The organism is Microtetraspora sp. NBRC 13810 (assembly GCF_030268685.1).
Lineage (GTDB): Bacteria > Actinomycetota > Actinomycetes > Streptosporangiales > Streptosporangiaceae > BSRQ01.
Genome location: NZ_BSRQ01000039.1, coordinates 14,851 through 31,517, shown reverse-complemented (window position 1 = coordinate 31,517; position 16,667 = coordinate 14,851). Strand labels below are relative to the sequence as shown.

General features: G+C 72.2%; 14 protein-coding genes and 1 rRNA gene. 14 read left to right on the top strand and 1 reads right to left on the bottom strand.

Annotation, left to right across the window (positions count from 1 at the left end; genetic code table 11):
- Window positions 1-67, top strand: a 5S ribosomal RNA gene (gene rrf, locus QSK26_RS42205); the annotation flags it as partial.
- 112 nt (window positions 68-179) lie between these two features.
- Here the strand turns inward: rrf and QSK26_RS40870 are convergent.
- Complete coding sequence (locus QSK26_RS40870; protein WP_285780756.1) at window positions 180-1,541, bottom strand: folylpolyglutamate synthase/dihydrofolate synthase family protein; 1,362 nt, start codon at window positions 1,539-1,541, stop codon at window positions 180-182.
- Window positions 1,542-1,652: 111 nt separating this feature from the next.
- On the opposite strand from QSK26_RS40870, the gene QSK26_RS40865 reads away from it, so the two are divergent.
- The 13 genes from QSK26_RS40865 (at window position 1,653) to QSK26_RS40805 (ending at window position 16,489) form a co-directional block, all read left to right on the top strand.
- Window positions 1,653-2,981, top strand: a complete 1,329-nt coding sequence (locus QSK26_RS40865; protein ID WP_285780757.1) for a bifunctional folylpolyglutamate synthase/dihydrofolate synthase — start codon at window positions 1,653-1,655, stop codon at window positions 2,979-2,981.
- Complete coding sequence (locus QSK26_RS40860; protein ID WP_285780755.1) at window positions 2,978-3,319, top strand: DUF4233 domain-containing protein; 342 nt, start codon at window positions 2,978-2,980, stop codon at window positions 3,317-3,319. Before QSK26_RS40865 ends, QSK26_RS40860 begins: the two co-directional genes overlap by 4 nt.
- A gap of 11 nt (window positions 3,320-3,330) precedes the next feature.
- Window positions 3,331-4,926, top strand: a complete 1,596-nt coding sequence (locus QSK26_RS40855; RefSeq protein ID WP_285780754.1) for a hypothetical protein — start codon at window positions 3,331-3,333, stop codon at window positions 4,924-4,926.
- Window positions 4,927-5,016: 90 nt separating this feature from the next.
- The gene (gene ndk / locus QSK26_RS40850) at window positions 5,017-5,427 is read left to right on the top strand and encodes a nucleoside-diphosphate kinase (protein ID WP_285780753.1); all 411 of its coding nucleotides are present in this window, start codon (window positions 5,017-5,019) and stop codon (window positions 5,425-5,427) included.
- Between the two features lie 195 nt (window positions 5,428-5,622).
- Entirely contained in the window at window positions 5,623-6,654 is a 1,032-nt protein-coding gene (locus tag QSK26_RS40845; protein ID WP_285780752.1) for a rod shape-determining protein, read from the top strand.
- Complete coding sequence (mreC, locus tag QSK26_RS40840; RefSeq protein ID WP_285780751.1) at window positions 6,654-8,030, top strand: rod shape-determining protein MreC; 1,377 nt, start codon at window positions 6,654-6,656, stop codon at window positions 8,028-8,030. The genes QSK26_RS40845 and mreC overlap by 1 nt, the downstream gene beginning before the upstream one ends.
- Entirely contained in the window at window positions 8,027-8,536 is a 510-nt protein-coding gene (gene mreD / locus QSK26_RS40835) for a rod shape-determining protein MreD (protein WP_285780750.1), read from the top strand. Before mreC ends, mreD begins: the two co-directional genes overlap by 4 nt.
- A 57-nt stretch (window positions 8,537-8,593) precedes the next feature.
- Window positions 8,594-10,690, top strand: coding sequence for a penicillin-binding protein 2 (gene mrdA, locus QSK26_RS40830; protein WP_285780749.1), 2,097 nt, complete (start codon window positions 8,594-8,596; stop codon window positions 10,688-10,690).
- A gap of 23 nt (window positions 10,691-10,713) precedes the next feature.
- The gene (gene rodA / locus QSK26_RS40825; RefSeq protein WP_285780748.1) at window positions 10,714-11,856 is read left to right on the top strand and encodes a rod shape-determining protein RodA; all 1,143 of its coding nucleotides are present in this window, start codon (window positions 10,714-10,716) and stop codon (window positions 11,854-11,856) included.
- Between the two features lie 121 nt (window positions 11,857-11,977).
- Window positions 11,978-12,229 carry a hypothetical protein gene (locus QSK26_RS40820; protein ID WP_285780747.1) on the top strand — a complete coding sequence of 84 codons (252 nt, stop codon included), beginning with the start codon at window positions 11,978-11,980 and terminating at the stop codon, window positions 12,227-12,229.
- A gap of 41 nt (window positions 12,230-12,270) precedes the next feature.
- A complete protein-coding gene (locus tag QSK26_RS40815) occupies window positions 12,271-13,662 on the top strand; it encodes an NsdA family TPR-like regulatory protein (protein WP_285780746.1) in 1,392 nt (463 codons plus the stop codon).
- Window positions 13,659-14,561: a phosphotransferase family protein gene (locus tag QSK26_RS40810; protein ID WP_285780745.1), complete on the top strand. Its 903-nt coding sequence runs from the start codon at window positions 13,659-13,661 to the stop codon at window positions 14,559-14,561. The genes QSK26_RS40815 and QSK26_RS40810 overlap by 4 nt, the downstream gene beginning before the upstream one ends.
- Window positions 14,562-14,578: 17 nt before the next feature.
- Window positions 14,579-16,489 carry a TIGR03960 family B12-binding radical SAM protein gene (locus tag QSK26_RS40805; RefSeq protein ID WP_285780744.1) on the top strand — a complete coding sequence of 637 codons (1,911 nt, stop codon included), beginning with the start codon at window positions 14,579-14,581 and terminating at the stop codon, window positions 16,487-16,489.
- Window positions 16,490-16,667 lie beyond the last annotated feature (178 nt).

The following is a 16,667-nucleotide window of genomic DNA, read 5'->3' as shown; positions in this document are numbered from 1 at the left end:
AGTTAAGCCTTCCAGCGCCGATGGTACTGCACTGGGGACGGTGTGGGAGAGTAGGTCACCGCCGGACAATTTTTGTCTGTGGGAAAGGGTCGCCCTTTGGGGCGGCCCTTTTCTGCGTTCTGGGGGGTGTTTTCTTCCGCGACAGTTTTTCTCCGCGCAGTTTTCCGTGTGGGGGTGGTTCACGCGTCTGGGATGAAGAGCCGGTCGGTGGGCGCGTCGAGGACGTCGAGCAGTTTCCCGGTGAAGTACACGGTGCCCAGGGCGACCAGCTCGCGTCCCAGGCCGGCGAGGAGACCGGGCGTCAGCTCGTCCTCGCCGACGACGTTCCAGTGCGCGGGAAGAGGGGTGGAGAAACTCAGATGCCCCAGCGCCAGCCGTACGAAGGTGACCGGGAGGCCGGCCAGTTCGGCCACCGCGCCCGGGAGGTCCTTGTGGTCGGGGAGGCAGAGCAGGACGTGGTCGACCGCGCGGTGGCGGGCGCGGGCTACGGCCAGGGCGGTCGCGACACCCTCCCGGTTGATCGCCGAGTCCACCAGGACGGTTGTCGTCTCGTGGCCGGGCACCGGGTGCGTGGACAGGCGGCCGGGCAGGGTCACCGAGCCGAGCACCCGCGCGAGCCGTTCGCCGTCCGGCGGGGCCGCGCCGAGGATCTCCAGAAGGCGGCGGGCCGCGGCGCAGCCGAGCAGCGCGTTCCGCCTGCCGTACGCCGGCGGGAGCAGGCCGTCCAGGGGCAAGCCGCTCGGGAGCAGGCCGTTCGGGGGCAAGCCGTTCCGGAGCAGGCCGTTCGGGATGCCCGCCCGGCCGACGTCCACCCCCGCGTCCACCACCACCGGGTTCACCACGTCCGCGTCCACCACCCCCGCGTCCATCACCTCCACGTCGATCCCCGCCCTGGCGGCGACGGTCCGCCTGACGGCGTCCAGCACGTCGGGGGTCTGCGGGAGGGTGAGCACGGCCCGCGTTCCGGCGGAGACGACCGAGGACTTCTCCCGCGCGATGTCCACCGTGGTGTCGCCGAGGACGCCGACGTGCTCGGCGAAGATCTCCGTCAGGCCGGCCACCGCGGGCGGGAACAACGAGACCTCGTCCCCGCCGCCGCCCATGCCCGCCTCCAGCACGATCGCGTCCGCCCGCACCCGCGCGGCGTGCAGGATGCCGGCGACGGTGAACAGGCCCGACGGGGACAGATAGCCCGGGATGGTCTCGACGCCCGGCATCTCGCTCAGCGCGCGGCCGAGGAGCCCGGCGAGGCGGGCCAGCTCGCCGTCCGGGATCCGGGCGCCGTTCACCCGGACGCGTTCGGCGTTGCCGCGCAGCGCGGGGCTGGTCACCGTGACGACGGTGCGGCCGGCGGCGGCGAGCCAGGCGGAGGCGTAGGTGGCCGCGGTGCCCTTGCCCTTGGAGCCGACCACGGTCAGCACGGGGGCGGGAGCCCTCTCGACGCCGAGGAGGGCGAGCAGGTGGCGCGCCCGGTCCAGGCTGCGCCGGTCCCCGGGGGCCCGCGCCTCCCACTCCGCGAAGAAGACGGCATCCGTGGTCACGCGCGGAGTCTAGTGCCGGGCGAGAGCGGGCTTGCGGGCGGTGGGACGAGTGCCAGACGGGACGGGCTTGCGGGCGGTGGGACGGGGGCGGGGACCTAAGCTGGTCGGGTGATGTCTGAGCACGAGTTGGCTTCTGTGGAAGCGTTGATCCGCGGGCGCGGGGTGGAGTGGGAGATCGATCCCACCCTGGAGAGGATCGCGGCGCTGACCGACATGCTGGCCTCGCCGCAGCGTTCCTGCCCTGTCGTCCACATCGCGGGGACGAACGGCAAGTCCAGCGTGGCGCGGATGGTCGATTCGCTGTTCCGGGCCAGGGGGCTGCGGACGGGGCGGTACACGAGCCCGGAGTTCGAGTCGATGCGCGAGCGGATCTGCGTCGACGGCGTGCCGCTGAGCGCCGACCGGTTCGTGGAGGTCTACCGGGACATCGAGCCCTATGTCGAGATGGTCGACCAGAAGGGCGTGCGGCTGTCCTTCTTCGAGGTGCTGACCGCGATGGCGTTCGTGGCGTTCGCCGACGCGCCGGCCGACGTCGCCGTGCTGGAGACCGGCATGGGGGGCACCTGGGACGCGACGAACGTCGCGGACGGCACCGTCGCCGTGATCACCCCGGTGGCGCTCGACCACATGGCCTACCTCGGCTCCGACGTGGCGACGATCGCCGGTGAGAAGGCCGGGATCATCAAGCCCGGCGCGACCGCCGTCATCGCCCAGCAGGAGATCGAGGCGGCCGAGGTGCTGATGCGGCGCGCGGCCGAGACCGGCGCGGTGGTGGCCAGGGAGGGCCTGGAGTTCGGCGTGCTGGAGCGGGTGGTGGCGCTGGGCGGGCAACTGCTCACCCTGCGCGGGCTCAAGGGCGTCTACGAAGAGGTCTTCCTGCCGCTCTACGGCGCCCACCAGGCGAGCAACGCGGTCTGCGCGCTGGCCGCCGCCGAGGCTCTGACCAGCGGCGACGACCCGCTGGACATCGAGCTGGTACGGCAGGCGTTCGCCGAGACGTCCTCGCCCGGCCGGCTGGAGGTGGTGCGGCGCGACCCCACCGTGCTCGTCGACGCCGGGCACAACCCGGCCGGCATGCGCGCGACGATCGAGGGGATGTACGAGTCGTTCGACTTCGCCAAGGTCATCGGCGTCGTGTCGGTCATGGCGGACAAGGACGTCGAGGGCCTGCTCGAGCTGCTGGAGCCGGTGCTGGAGGAGGTCGTGATCACCCGCAACTCCTCGCCGCGCGCCATGCCGGCCGCCGAGCTGGCCGAGATCGCCGAGGACATGTTCGGCGAGGACCGGGTGCGTCTCGTCGAGCGGTTCGACGACGCGATCGACACCGCGATCGGCCTCGCCGACGCGGAGGGGGAGTTCAGCGGGACCGGCGTGCTGATCACGGGCTCTGTCGCCACCGCCGGTGACGCGCGGCATCTACTGAAGGCGGATCGGCGATGAAGTTCGAGGTCACCCCCGGGATGCGCAGGCTGGGCAGCTCCGTGCTCGGCCTGGAGGCGATCGTCGTGGGGCTGGTCACGCCGGTGGCCATCGCCGTGGGCGGGGTGGAACCACCGGTGGCGATCACGGTGGGCATCGGGCTCGCCGTGTTGTGCGTGCTGGTCGCGGGCATGCTGAAGCGGCCGTTCGCCTACGTCGCGGGCAGCGTGCTCCAGCTGCTGGTGATCGCCACGGGGTTCCTCGTGCCCACGATGTTCTTCCTCGGGGTGATCTTCACGGCCCTGTGGATTACCGCGATATTCGTCGCTCGCCGTGTCGAGGGCGTGACTTCCCGCTAAAGTCGGCGGACATGGCCGTCCCTCCGCTTCATTCCTCCTCCACGGTGGCCACCGGTCCTGCGGGCGTTTCCGGAGCACTGCGTGTCTCCCTGGCGCGCGACGTCGTTCTCGGTCTGCTCATCGCGGTGCTGCTGCCGCTCGCCCTCGTCTCCGTGCCCAACACCATCTCGGTGGTCGCCGGGCTGCTGCCGCCCGACCTGTCCGCCGCCGGCATGATCAAGGCGCACGGCCTGGCCCTGCCGGCGATGGTGCTGACCGTGCCGCTCGCCGCGTGGGCCGTGCTCCGGCTGCCCGCGGCGCCGGTCCTCGTCGGCGGCCTGGCCCTGCTCGCGGTCGCCGAGGCCGTCGGGGGGTACGCCGACTCGGCGGCGCTGGTGGGCGTGCTGCGGGTCGTGCACGGCGTCGGGGCGGGCCTGCTGATCCCGGCCAGTCTCATGGCCGTGTGGCGGCGCGCTCCGGTGCTGAAGGCGCTGTGGGCGGCCTCGCTCGCGTCCGGCCTGCTGGCCGCGCAGGCGCTCGCGCTGTGGCCGCTGGACCAGGTCACCTCGTGGCGGGTCACCCTCCAGCCCTACCCGATGGTGACCGGCGTCGCCCTCGTGCTCGCCGCCGTCTACATGGTGCTGTGGCTGACCGGCGGCGGCGATGACCGTCCCGTGGCCGAGGCGGGCGAGCGGCGGCGGCTCCTGATCGCCGCCGCGCCCGCGGCCGGCATCGCGCTGCTCGCGCTGGGCGCCGCCGGCGACTGGGCCTTCGACCTGGTGAACGGCGTCGCGCTCGTCTCGGTGGTCGCGCTGCTCGTGCTCGCCTCGCTCGGCGCCACCGCGGGCGAGGGCGGCCGGCCCGCCGCGCACGCCTTCGTGGCGGTGGGCGTCGTGGTGCTGCCGACCGCGGCCCAGGTCACGTTCGTGGAACTCGGCGGTCTCGGCGGTCCCGGCCTGTCGGGGCTGTGGCTGCCGTTCGGCGTGGCGGTGGCGGTGGCGGCGGTCGCCGCGATCCTGACCGGGCGGGTTCCCGAGCGGTCGTCCGGCCGCCTGCCGTACCTCGGGCTGCTCGCGGTGGTCGGCGGGCTGTGCGCGGTCCGGTTGATCGTGCCCGTGCCGCAGGGGGGTCCGCTGATCCTGCCGTTCGCGCTGGTGGCGGGGGGTACGGCGGTCGCGCTCACCGCGGTCCTGCGCACCGCGCGCACCGGCGCCGCGCTGTTCGCGCTCGCCCTGTGCTTCCCGGCGATGCTGGCCGGTTTCCTGCTCGGCTCGGGCATCCAGGTCCCCCGGGTCCGTACGGCGGGCAGCCCGCAGGCCATGGTGGACGCGTTCGTCGACTCGCTGCACCTGTGGGCGCTGGCCGGCGGCTTCATCCTGGTGGCCGTGATCGTTCTCGGCGCTGTGCTGGGCCGCCGCAGGTCCGCGCCGGGGACGCACGCGGCGGCGTCCGGCGTGCCCGAGGTGCCCCGGCCCGCCGGGCCGGAGTGGCCGGGGGAGGACGACGACGAGGACGCCGGGCACGACGCCGACTGGGAGGGGCAGCCGTCCGCCCCGGAGCTGCCCTCGGTGCCGCCGCCCACGCCGTCGCCCGAGGGTTCTCCGAACGGCGGGCACCAGGAGCGCTGAGCGTGCGCGGAAGCCGAGCAGGTGGGCCGAACCCGGTAAGCTTCGCGCGACGATCCGCATTCGCGAGACTTTCATCTAAGGAGAACTCCAGTGACCGAGCGCACTCTTGTCCTGATCAAGCCCGATGGCGTGGCGCGCGGGCTCATCGGTGACGTGATCGCGCGCGTCGAGCGCAAGGGCCTCAAGGTCGTGGCGATGGACCTGCGCACCCTGGACGAGGAGACCGCCAAGGCGCACTACGCCGAGCACTCGGAGAAGCCGTTCTTCGGCGAGCTGGTCGACTTCATCACCTCCGGCCCGCTCGTGGCGCTGGTGCTGGAGGGCCCGCGGGCCGTCGAGGCGTTCCGCGCCCTGGCCGGCGCCACCGACCCGGTGAAGTCGGCGCCGGGCACCATCCGCGGCGACCACGCCCTGGAGATCGGCGAGAACGTCGTGCACGGCTCCGACTCGCCCGAGTCGGCCGCCCGGGAGATCAAGATCTTCTTCCCGGACCGTTTCTGAGCGTGCCACACCGTCCTGAGAGGGGCGCCGGTCTCCCGGCGCCCCTCTTTCGCGTTCCGGCAGGTGGTGCGAAAGCGACAACAAGATTTTCCTGAGGCTGGACGCCTCATTGCTCAATGGGGCGGGTACGTCACGTTACGATTCGAATGCGATCTGTGACTGTTCGCGAACGACGTACGGAAGGCCTCCTTCCTCATGGGTAGCAAGCTCGCTTTTCTCGGCCGCGACATGGCGGTGGATCTCGGCACCGCCAACACGCTGGTCTATGTGCGGGGGCGGGGCATCGTGCTGAACGAGCCGTCCGTCGTCGCGATCAACACCACCACCGGCAAGATCGTGGCCGTCGGCATCGAGGCCAAGCGCATGATCGGCCGGACGCCCGGCAACATCGTCGCGGTGCGCCCGCTCAAGGACGGTGTCATCGCCGACTTCGAGGTGACCGAGCGGATGCTGCGCTACTTCATCCAGCGGGTGCACCGCCGGCGTGGGTTCGCCAAGCCGCGCATCATCATCGCGGTGCCGAGCGGCATCACCGGAGTGGAGCAGCGCGCGGTGAAGGAGGCCGGATACCAGGCCGGCGCGCGCAAGGTCTACATCGTGGAGGAGCCGATGGCCGCGGCCATCGGAGCCGGCCTGCCGGTGCACGAGCCGACCGGGAACATGGTGGTCGACATCGGGGGCGGCACCACCGAGGTGGCCATCATCTCCATGGGCGGCATCGTCACCAGCCAGTCGATCAGGGTCGGCGGCGACGAGCTTGACCACGCGATCATCACTTTCGCCAAGAAGGAATACTCCCTGATGCTCGGCGAGCGCACGGCCGAGGAGATCAAGATGGCGATCGGCTCGGCCTGCCCGCTGGACGAGGAGAGCCACGCGGAGGTGCGCGGGCGCGACCTGGTCAGCGGCCTGCCGAAGACGATCGTGGTCTCCGCCTACGAGATCCGCAAGGCGACGGAGGAGCCGGTCAACGCGATCGTCGACGCCGTCAAGACCACGCTGGACAAGTGCCCGCCCGAGCTGTCCGGCGACCTGATGGACCGGGGCATCGCGCTGACCGGCGGCGGCGCGCTGCTGAAGGGCATGGACGAGCGGCTGCGGGACGAGACGGGCATGCCGATCCACCTGGTGGACAACGCGCTCGACTCCGTCGCCCTCGGGTCGGGCAAGTGCGTCGAGGAGTTCGAGGCGCTGCAGCAGGTGCTGGTGCCGGAGCCACGGCACTGATGCGTGACACCCGCCGGGCCCGGCTCGTCCTGGGGCTCCTGCTCGCGACGGCCCTGGTGCTCATGACGGTGGACCACCGCGCGGGCGTGGGGTCGCCACTCGGCGCGCTGCGCGGGGCGAGCTCGTCGGTCTTCGGCACGGTCGAGCGGGCGGGCGCGGCCGTGATCCGCCCGTTCGGCGACCTCTGGCGTACCGTCACCGACGCGCCGCGCGCCCAGGACCTCCTCGGTGACCTGCGCGCGGAGAACGAGCGGCTGAAGGGCCAGCTCGCCGCGCAGCGCCTGGACCGGGAGCGCTCGGAGGAGCTGCGCCGCCTGCTCGGGCTGGCCGGCACCGCACAGTACAAGATCGTGACAGCGCAGGTGATCGCCAGGCGGGGCACCCCCGGCTTCGAGGACGCGGCCGAGATCGACGCCGGCACGGCCGACGGGGTGCGCGTCGACATGACCGTCCTCAACGGCCAGGGCCTGGTCGGCAGGGTGGTGCGGGCCGGGACGTCCACCTCCACGGTGGTGCTGCTCAGCGATCCCGCGTTGTCGGCGGGCGCCCGACTGGAGGGCGGGAACGAGATCGGCGTCGTCAACGGCGTGGGCGAGGAGGGCGGCCTGGTGCGGTTCCGGCTGCTCGACTCCACCGCCCCGCTCACCGCGGGCGCCCGGGTCGTCAGCTTCGGCTCCCAGAACGGCTCGCCGTACGTGCCCGGGGTGCCGATCGGGGTGATCGAGCGGGTGGAGGCCACGCCGGGCGAGCTGACCAGGACCGCCTACGCCCGGCCGTACGCGGATCTGAGCGCGCTCGACGTGGTCGGGGTGGTGGTCGCCGGGCCGCCGCGCGATCCGCGGGACGCGGTGCTGCCGCCCCGGCCGAAGAAGCCGGTGGAGCGCGGGACCGGGACCCCGGCACAGAAGCAGGCCGCGCGCGGCGAGGAACGGGCCGCCGCCGACGGGAGCACCGGCGGTGTGCTGACGCCGCCCGCCGCCCCGTCCGGCACGGGCGAGCCTCCCGCGGCGCGCGGCCGGGAACGCGGCCCCGGCGGCTACCCGGGGCGGGACACTGGTCGGGGCACCGGTCGGGGCACCGGGCGCGACACGGGCCGGGGCACCGGCGGCTGGGACCGGTCCTACGAGACCCCCGGCTTCGGCGGCCCCGCCGCACGGGACGAGAGCCGGGGGCAGGCCCCGGTGCGCGAGCCGGTCAGGGGCCGTGACCCGGTGGTGCGGGGCGAGGGCGTCTACGACGGCGGGCGGTGGCCCGCGAACGGGCCTTACTCGGCGCCCGGCGGCGACGCCGGGCCGTCGCGCGGCACCTCGGATTGGGGCGGGGCGCCCGGTGGCTACGACGGCGAGTACGGCTATGAAGAGGGGAACGGCGAATGATCGTGGCCGGGCTGCTCCTGGCGGCGATGTTCCTGCAGGTGATCGTGGTCAACCGGTTGCCCCTGCCGTGGGAGGCGGGGCCGGACCTGGTGTTGCTCGTGGTCGTCGGCTGCGCGCTGTTCCGCACCGCCGTGCAGGGGGCGGTGATCGGGTTCCTCGCCGGGCTGGTGGTCGACGTCATGCCGCCGTCGGCGCATCCGGTGGGACAGTACGCGCTGGTGCTGTGCGCGGTCGGGTTCGCCGCGGGCCGGGCGGGGGAGCGGGGCCTGCCGCAGGTGCCGGTGGTGATCGGCTGCGCCGTGGGCGCGCCGCTGCTGGCGCTCTGCGTCGGGGCGCTGCTCGGCGACCCCCGGGTCAGCCTGTCGTCCCTGGCGGTCACCCTTCCCGCCGCGATGGCCTACAACCTGGTGGCGGCGCCGGTGGTGGTGTGGACCGTGGTGCGCCTGCTCGGGGAGCGTCCGGTGAGACGGCGGCGGCTCGGGTTCGCCGTGCGCAGCAGAACATGAGACGCCGTCGCAGCTAGGCGTCACAGGTAAGGGTCGCGGGGAAAACGGGGGACGGGAATGGCGTCGATGAGGGCCAGGCTGGTCGTGTTGCAGATACTGGTCATCTCGCTGCTGGCCGTACTGGCCGTCCGGTTGTGGCAGGTCCAGGTGATGCGCGGGCCCGAGTTCGTCGAGGCCGCCACGGAGACCAGGACCCGGGCGGTGGTGGTGCCCGCGGTGCGCGGGCAGATCCTGGACTCCGCCGGGCGCCCGCTGGTGCGCAACCGCACGGCGCTGGTGGTGTCGGTGGACCGCACCCGGCTGGTCCGGCTGAACGACCGCGGCGAGGCCGTGCTCCGGCGGCTCTCCGCGGTGCTCAAGGAACCCGTGGCGCACCTGCGCCAGCGGCTCCGGTCGTGCGGCCCGGGCGTGACCCGGCCCTGCTGGCCGGGCTCGCCGTACCAGCCGATCCCGATCCACGACGACGTGTCCACCCGGCAGGCGTTGCAGATCCTGGAACGGCAGGAGGAGTTCCCCGGGGTGACCGCCGAGATCCAGGCGGTGCGGGAGTATCCCTGGGGCAGCTCGGCCGCGCAGGTGCTCGGCTACCTCCAGCCGATCACCCAGCAGGAGCTCGACCGGCGCAAAGGGCTGGGCAAGGGGGCGTTCTCCGGCGTGGACGTGATGGGGCGCGACGGCCTGGAGTCGGTCTACGACGAGGCGCTGCGCGGCACGCCCGGGCTGCGCAGGGTCGCGGTGGACCGGCTGGGCAAGGCCATCGGCGTGGAGCAGCAGGTCGCGCCGGTGCCCGGGGACACGCTGATCACCAGCATCGACGCCAAGGTGCAGCACATCGTGGAGCGGGCGCTCGCCGACGCGATGAAGTCGGCGCCCAGGGCGGACGGCGCGGCGGGCGTGGTGCTCGACCCGCGCAACGGCAGGGTCCTCGCCCTGGCCAGCGCCCCCTCCTACAACCCGGCCATCTGGACCGGCGGCATCTCCGAGAAGGAGTACACCGCGCTGCTGTCCGGTTCGAAGGGGAAGCCGCTGGTGTCGCGGGCCATCAAGGGCGAGTTCGCGCCCGGCTCCACGTTCAAGATCTCATCGGTGGCGGCGATGCTGCGCGACGGCTACCCGCTGAACGGCAAGTACGACTGCCCCGGCTCCTTCATGGTCGGCAACCGGCCGTTCAACAACTTCCGCGGCATCGGCCTCGGCGTGCTCACGCTGCACACGGCGCTGGTGAAGTCCTGCGACACCATCTTCTACCGGGCCGCCTACGAGCAGTGGCAGCGCGACGGGGGCATCAAGCCCAAGCCGACCGCCAAGGAGCCGATGGCCGCCATGGCGCGCGCGTTCGGCTTCGGCACCAGGACCGGCATCGACCTGCCCGGCGAGTCGTCCGGGCGGATCCCCGGCCGGGCCTGGAAGGAGGAGCTGTGGACCGCGACCAAGGACACGAGCTGCAAACGGGCCAAGACCGGCTACCCCGAGGTGGAGAAGGAGAGCCCCAGCCGGGCCGCCTTCCTCAAACGGCTGGCCTACGAGAACTGCCTGGAGGGCAACCAGTGGCGGGCCGGTGACGCGGCCAACTTCTCCATCGGCCAGGGCGACGTGCTGGTCACGCCGCTGCAACTGGCCAGCGCCTACGCCGCGCTGGTGACCGACGGCCAGGTGCGCAGCCCGCGCGTCGGCTGGGCCCTGATGCGCCCGGACGGGAAGCTGGTCAGGCGGATCGAGCCGCCGGTGCGCGGCAAGTTGCCGCTGAGCCGGAAGGAGCGCGTCTACATCAAGAACGCGCTGAGCGAGGTGCCCTCCGACGGCACCGCGGCCGGCGCCTTCGGCGGCTGGCCGATGGACCAGGTCCGGATCGGCGGCAAGACCGGCACCGCGGAGGTCTACGGCAAGGAGGACACCGCCTGGTTCGCGTCCTTCGCGCCGACGAACAACCCGAAGTTCGTCGTGGTCGTCATGATCTCGCAGGGCGGGATGGGCGGTTCGTCCGCGGCGCCCGCCGTACGGAAGATCTACGAGGGGATCTTCGGCCTCGGGGCACAGCCCGCCGCCCCCGCGCAGCCGGGCGCCGCGCCGGTGCCGGCGCGGGCGGCGCTGCCCGACCGGCGGCCGGCGACGAGACTGCCGCTGATCAAGCCGGACGGGACCGTGGGCGAGTGATCCAGATGGACCGCGCATCGGTCATGCGCAGAAGGTCTCTCGCCCGCAGGGCGGTGGACCCCTCCTCCCCGGTCTGGCGGATGGACGGCGTGCTGCTGGTGGCGGTCGCCGCGCTGTGCGTGATCGGCACGATGCTGGTGTGGTCCTCCACCAGGACCTGGGCGCCCGGCGCGACCGGCCTGGTCAAGAAGCACCTGCTCAACGTCGCCATCGGGGCCGCGCTGCTGAGCGCCGCGGCGATGGTGGACCACCGCTGGCTGCGCATCTACGCGCCGATCATCTACCTGGTGACCCTCGGCGGCCTGGTGCTGGTGATCACCCCGGTGGGTTCCACGATCAACGGGTCGCACTCGTGGATCGTGCTCGGCGGCGGGTTCGCCGTGCAGCCCTCGGAGTTCGCCAAGGTCGGCCTGGTGCTGCTGCTCGCGATGCTGCTGGCCCAGCCGGTCGAGGGCACCGGGCGGCCACGCGGCCTCGACGTGGTGTTCGCGCTGCTGGCCACCGGGATCGCCGTCGGGCTGGTGCTGCTCCAGCCCGACCTCGGTACCGCGATGGTCCTCGTCGTCATCACGATGGGCGCCCTGGTGATCGGCGGCGTGCGCAAACGCCTGGTCGTGCTGCTCGCGCTGGCCGCGCTGGCCGCCGCCGCGGCGGTGTGGTTCCTCGACCTGCTGGAGCCGTACCAGGTGCAGCGGTTCACCGCCTTCCTCACCCCCTCCACCGACCCGCGCGGCGTCGGCTACAACAGCACCCAGGCGCTGATCGCCATCGGCTCGGGCGAGATCTTCGGCAAGGGGCTCTTCGAGGGCGGCCAGACCACCGGCAGGTTCGTCCCCGAGCAGCACACCGACTTCATCTTCACCGTGGCGGGGGAGGAGTTCGGCTTCCTCGGCTCGGTGACCGTGGTGGCGCTGCTCGGCGTCGTGCTGCTGCGCGGGGTGCGCATCGCCCAGCAGTGCGAGGACAGGTTCGGCACCCTCGTCGCGGGCACGCTGGTGTGCTGGCTGGGTTTCCAGACCTTCGTGAACATCGGCATGACGGTGGGTATGATGCCCATCACCGGCCTGCCGCTGCCCTTCGTCTCCTACGGTGGCACCGCGACCTTCGCCAACATGATGGCGATCGGCCTGCTCCAGGCGATTCACATCCGGGAGCGGCCCTACTGACCGGATGAGAGCGATCCTCAGGGTACGGATCCCCGCTCTCACTACCGTTTCCCCAGAAAAGCGAACATCCTGGGAACGAAAGCGGTTCGGGGGCTGAACACGCGATGACTGAGGAGTCGTGATGCCGGATCGACCGACTCTCCTCGACGAGAGCCAGGAGGCTGCGCTGACCGGTCGTGCGCTGGAAATGCTGCGCGCGGCCTTCCCGGACTACCGGATCGTCTACGGGGGCGGGCGGTGGGCCGCCGCGGCGGCCGGTGATCCGCCCACGGTATGGTTCGCGGACAGTCCGAGCAGTCTGTGCGGGCAGCTCTTTCTAGCACAGCTGACCAACGGCGGCAGGATCGTCCCCTTCACGCCGGAGGCCCGGTGACATCCCGATCCATCCGTCCAGAAGGGCGCGCGGACCGTTCGGTGCTCTCGGCTGCGACGATCATCAGAGAGCGCGCCCTCGCCGACCTGCACGGCCTGCCGGCCACCGCCGAGGTGGTCCACCGGATCGCCGAGGAGATCCACGCCTGCTGGCCGCAGGCGTCCAGGTTCAAGTGCTTCCGGCTGGCGCAGGGCTGGACCGTGGAGGAGGCGATCGAGCGCTTCCACGGCATGTGCGACCGGGAGGGCGTCAAACGGCGCGGCCTCACCGAGCGTTCCTGGCGGGAGTGGGAGGCGGGCGCCCGGCCCGACCGGGAGTACACCGACCTGCTGTGCCGCCTGTTCGAGACCGGCCCCGTGCAACTCGGCTTCGCCCGCGACTACACCCCCGAGCACCTGCGCGCCCGTTCGGCGCCGCAGCCCGACCCGATCACGCTGGCCGCCGACGAGGCCGGCGCGCACGCAGAGCAGGCCGAGACGAGCGAGCTGGGCGCGGGGGCGCTGGAACGGCTGCGCGCCGAGGTGGTCTGGGTCGGCAGGCGGTACGTCTGGGAGTCGCCGCTGCCGCTGTTCGTGGAGATGCGCGCGTTGCAGGAGCGCACCCGCAAGGCGCTGGACCGGCGCGTCCACCCCGGCCAGGCCAGTGAGCTGTACTTCCTCACCGGCGCGCTGTGCGGGCTGATGGCCAACGTCAGCATGGACCTCGGCCGCCGCATCCCCGCCGACACCCTCGCCAGGGCCGCCTGGACCTACGGCAGGGTGGCGGGCCACCCGTCGCTGATGGGCTGGGCGCGCGGCATGCAGTCGCAGGTCGCGCTCTGGGACGACCGCTACCACGACGCCCTCGGCTACGCGGAGGACGGCCTGGAGCACCTGTCCGCCGGCGCCGGAGGCGTCCGCCTGCACATGTTACGGGCCCGCGCCTGCGCGATGCTGTCCCGCCGCACCGACGCCCTGGAGTCGCTGCGCCGCGCCGAGGACGCCAGGGCGGCCGGAGAGGGCGACGAACTGCACGACGAGATGGCCGGCGAGTTCGCCTTCCTGCCGGCCAAACAGCACTACTACGCCTCCGTCACCCGGCTGCACCTCGGCGACTCCGCCAAGGCCATCGAGGAGGGCCTGACCGCCCTGGACCTCTACGCCCGCGACGACGCCCAGAACCGCTCCTACGGGTGCGAGGCGATGGCCAGGGCCCACCTGGTGATCGCCCACCTGCTGGAGGACGACCCCGGGGGCGCCGACCAGGCCGTCGCCCCGCTGCTGGCACTGCCGCCGGAACGCCGGATCAGCAGCCTCGCCGCCACGCTGGACGACGGGCGCTCGATGCTGGCGGCCCACCCGGGCGGCGAGCGCACGGCCCGCCAGATCGAGAGTTTCTGCGCCGTAGGGCTGCCGCAGGCCGCCCCGGCCCTGACCGAAGGGAACAGGCGATGACGATCGCCGCAGGGGACGCAGTCATCCCCCGAGTCGCCGCGGCGCTCGATCAGGCCTGCCGGAGCTGCGGCCTGGACCCGGCGGGGGCCACGCTGCTGCGCACCTTCGCCAACACGGTCTATTTGCTGCCGGTGGATGGCGTCGTCGTCCGCCTCGCCGAGGCGACCACGCCGGGCAAGTACGACCGGCTGGTCACCTCCGTGCGGGTCACCCGGTGGCTCGCCGAGCACGGCTATCCCACGGTCCGGCCGCTGGAGGTACGCCAGCCGGTCGCCGCGGAGGGGTTCCTGGTGACCTTCTGGCACCACGAGAGCGACCCGGGCGAGCAGGAGCCGCCCGAGCCCGAATGCCTCGGCCCGATGCTCCGGCGGCTGCACGACCTGCCGCCGGTCCCCTTCGAGCTGCCGGTGTACGACCCCTTCGGATCGGTGCGCAGGGCGATCGAGGCCAGTCGCGTGCTGAGCGCGGCGGATCGGGGCTGGCTGTTCGACCGCTGTTCCGCCCTCGCCGAAACCTACTACGAACAGCTCACCTTCGCCCTGCCGTACGGGCTCATCCACGGTGACGCCCACCGGGGGAACGTGGTCCGCGCATCCGGGCGGGTGCTGCTGTGCGACTGGGACTCGGTGAGCGCGGGGCCGCGGGAGATCGACCTGATCCCGACGTTGCAGGGCACCAGGTTCGGGTTCACCGGTGCGCAGCGGGACGCGTTCTGCCGGGCGTACGGCTACGACGCCTCCCTGTGGGACGGGTACCCCGTGCTGCGCGACATGCGCGAGATGCAGACGCTCACCGCGGTGCTGCGCAACGCGCACCGTGACCCGGGCGCGCACCGGGAGCTGGAGCACCGGCTGGCGTCGCTCCGCGCGGGCGACGACCGCCTGTGGCACCCTTTCTAGCCGCTACCCTGAAAGGCATGTCTGTCGAGTCGCTGTTTCCCCGCCTGGAACCGCTGCTGCCCAAGGTGCAGAAGCCGATCCAGTATGTGGGGGGTGAGCTCAACTCGACCGTCAAGGACTGGGACGACGCACAGGTCCGCTGGGCGCTGATGTATCCCGACGCCTACGAGGTGGGCCTGCCCAACCAGGGTGTGCAGATCCTGTACGAGATCCTCAACGAGCTCCCCGAGACGCTCGCCGAGCGCACCTACGCGGTGTGGCCCGACCTTGAGGCGCTCATGCGCTCCGAGGGCGTGCCGCAGTTCACCGTGGACGCACACCGGCCGGTGCGCGCCTTCGACGTGCTCGGCCTGTCCTTCTCCACCGAGCTCGGCTACACCAACATGCTGACCGCGCTCGACCTCGCCGGCATCCCGCTGCGCGCGGCCGACCGCGGCGAGGACGACCCGATCGTGCTCGCCGGCGGCCACGCGGCGTTCAACCCCGAGCCGATCGCCGACTTCCTCGACGCCGCCGTGCTCGGCGACGGCGAGCAGATCGCGATCGCGATCACCGAGGTGATCAGGGAGTGGAAGGCCGAGGGCCGTCCCGGCGGGCGCGACGGGCTGCTGATGCGCCTCGCCGAGTCGGGGGGCGTCTACGTGCCGAAGTTCTACGACGTCGAATACCACCCCGACGGCCGGATCAGGCGGGTCGCGCCCAACCGGCCGGGCGTGCCCTGGCGGGTGCACAAGCACACCGTGATGGACCTCGACGAGTGGCCCTACCCGAAGAAGCCGCTGGTCCCGCTGGCCGAGACCGTGCACGAGCGGTTCAGCGTGGAGATCTTCCGCGGCTGCACCCGCGGCTGCCGGTTCTGCCAGGCCGGCATGATCACCCGCCCGGTCCGCGAGCGGTCGATCGAGACGATCGGCGACATGGTGGAGGCGGGGCTGCGCGAGTCCGGGTTCAACGAGGTCGGGCTGCTGTCGCTCTCCTCGGCCGACCACTCCGAGATCGGCGAGGTCGCCAAGGGCCTGGCCGACCGGTACGACGGCACCCAGACGGGCCTGTCGCTGCCCTCCACCCGGGTGGACGCGTTCAACATCGACCTGGCCAACGAGTTCTCCCGCAACGGCCGCAGGTCCGGTCTCACCTTCGCGCCCGAGGGCGGCTCGGAGCGGATGCGCAAGGTGATCAACAAGATGGTGTCGGAGGAGGACCTCATCCGCACCGTCACCACCGCCTACGGCCAGGGCTGGCGGCAGGTGAAGCTCTACTTCATGTGCGGCCTGCCCACCGAGACCGACGAGGACGTGCTGGGCATCGCCGACCTGGCCAAGAAGGTGATCAAGGCGGGCCGGGAGGCGACCGGTTCCCGCGACATCCGCTGCACCGTCTCCATCGGCGGCTTCGTGCCCAAACCGCACACGCCGTTCCAGTGGGCCGCCCAGTGCGAGGCCGACGTCGTCGACCGCCGCCTGTCCGCGCTCAAAGCCGCGCTGCGCGGCGACAAGGAGTACGGCAAGGCGATCGGCTACCGCTACCACGACGGCAAGCCGTCCATCGTGGAGGGCCTGCTCTCCCGGGGCGACCGCCGGGTCGGCGAGGTCATCAGGGCCGTGTGGGCGGCCGGCGGCCGGTTCGACGGCTGGAGCGAGCACTTCTCCTACGAGCGCTGGATGCGCTGCGCCGCCGAGACCGGCATCGACATCGACTGGTACACCGTCCGCGAGCGCGAGGAGAACGAGGTGCTCCCCTGGGACCACCTCGACGCCGGCCTCGACCGCGAGTGGCTGTGGCAGGACTGGCAGGACGCGCTGGGCGAGGGCGAGGTGGAGGACTGCCGGTGGACCCCGTGCTACGACTGCGGGGTCTGCCCGACGATGGGCACCGAGATTCAGATCGGTCCCACCGGGAAGAAGCTCCTTCCGCTCACCGTTCTGTGACACATTCCGGCGCTCGGTCCGGCCGCCTCCGGCCACCCCGGCGGCGGCGGTGGGAATCCGGTCTGGCCAGGGCCTTATCCTGGGATGAACAGACGTGACGCGCACCGTGACGTAGGGCTTCGATAAGGAAGGACGACAGCACACTGAAACCTGTTCCCGACGGACTTCCGCCCGCACC

Bases quoted from the DNA above. Each gene is read 5' to 3' on its own strand.
- QSK26_RS40865 (WP_285780757.1), top strand. From the start codon at position 1,653: ATGTCTGAGCACGAGTTGGCTTCTGTGGAAGCGTTGATCCGCGGGCGC.
- QSK26_RS40860 (WP_285780755.1), top strand. From the start codon at position 2,978: ATGAAGTTCGAGGTCACCCCCGGGATGCGCAGGCTGGGCAGCTCCGTG.
- QSK26_RS40855 (WP_285780754.1), top strand. From the start codon at position 3,331: ATGGCCGTCCCTCCGCTTCATTCCTCCTCCACGGTGGCCACCGGTCCT.
- QSK26_RS40845 (WP_285780752.1), top strand. From the start codon at position 5,623: ATGGGTAGCAAGCTCGCTTTTCTCGGCCGCGACATGGCGGTGGATCTC.
- mreC (WP_285780751.1), top strand. From the start codon at position 6,654: ATGCGTGACACCCGCCGGGCCCGGCTCGTCCTGGGGCTCCTGCTCGCG.
- mreD (WP_285780750.1), top strand. From the start codon at position 8,027: ATGATCGTGGCCGGGCTGCTCCTGGCGGCGATGTTCCTGCAGGTGATC.
- mrdA (WP_285780749.1), top strand. From the start codon at position 8,594: ATGGCGTCGATGAGGGCCAGGCTGGTCGTGTTGCAGATACTGGTCATC.
- rodA (WP_285780748.1), top strand. From the start codon at position 10,714: ATGCGCAGAAGGTCTCTCGCCCGCAGGGCGGTGGACCCCTCCTCCCCG.
- QSK26_RS40820 (WP_285780747.1), top strand. From the start codon at position 11,978: ATGCCGGATCGACCGACTCTCCTCGACGAGAGCCAGGAGGCTGCGCTG.
- QSK26_RS40810 (WP_285780745.1), top strand. From the start codon at position 13,659: ATGACGATCGCCGCAGGGGACGCAGTCATCCCCCGAGTCGCCGCGGCG.
- QSK26_RS40805 (WP_285780744.1), top strand. From the start codon at position 14,579: ATGTCTGTCGAGTCGCTGTTTCCCCGCCTGGAACCGCTGCTGCCCAAG.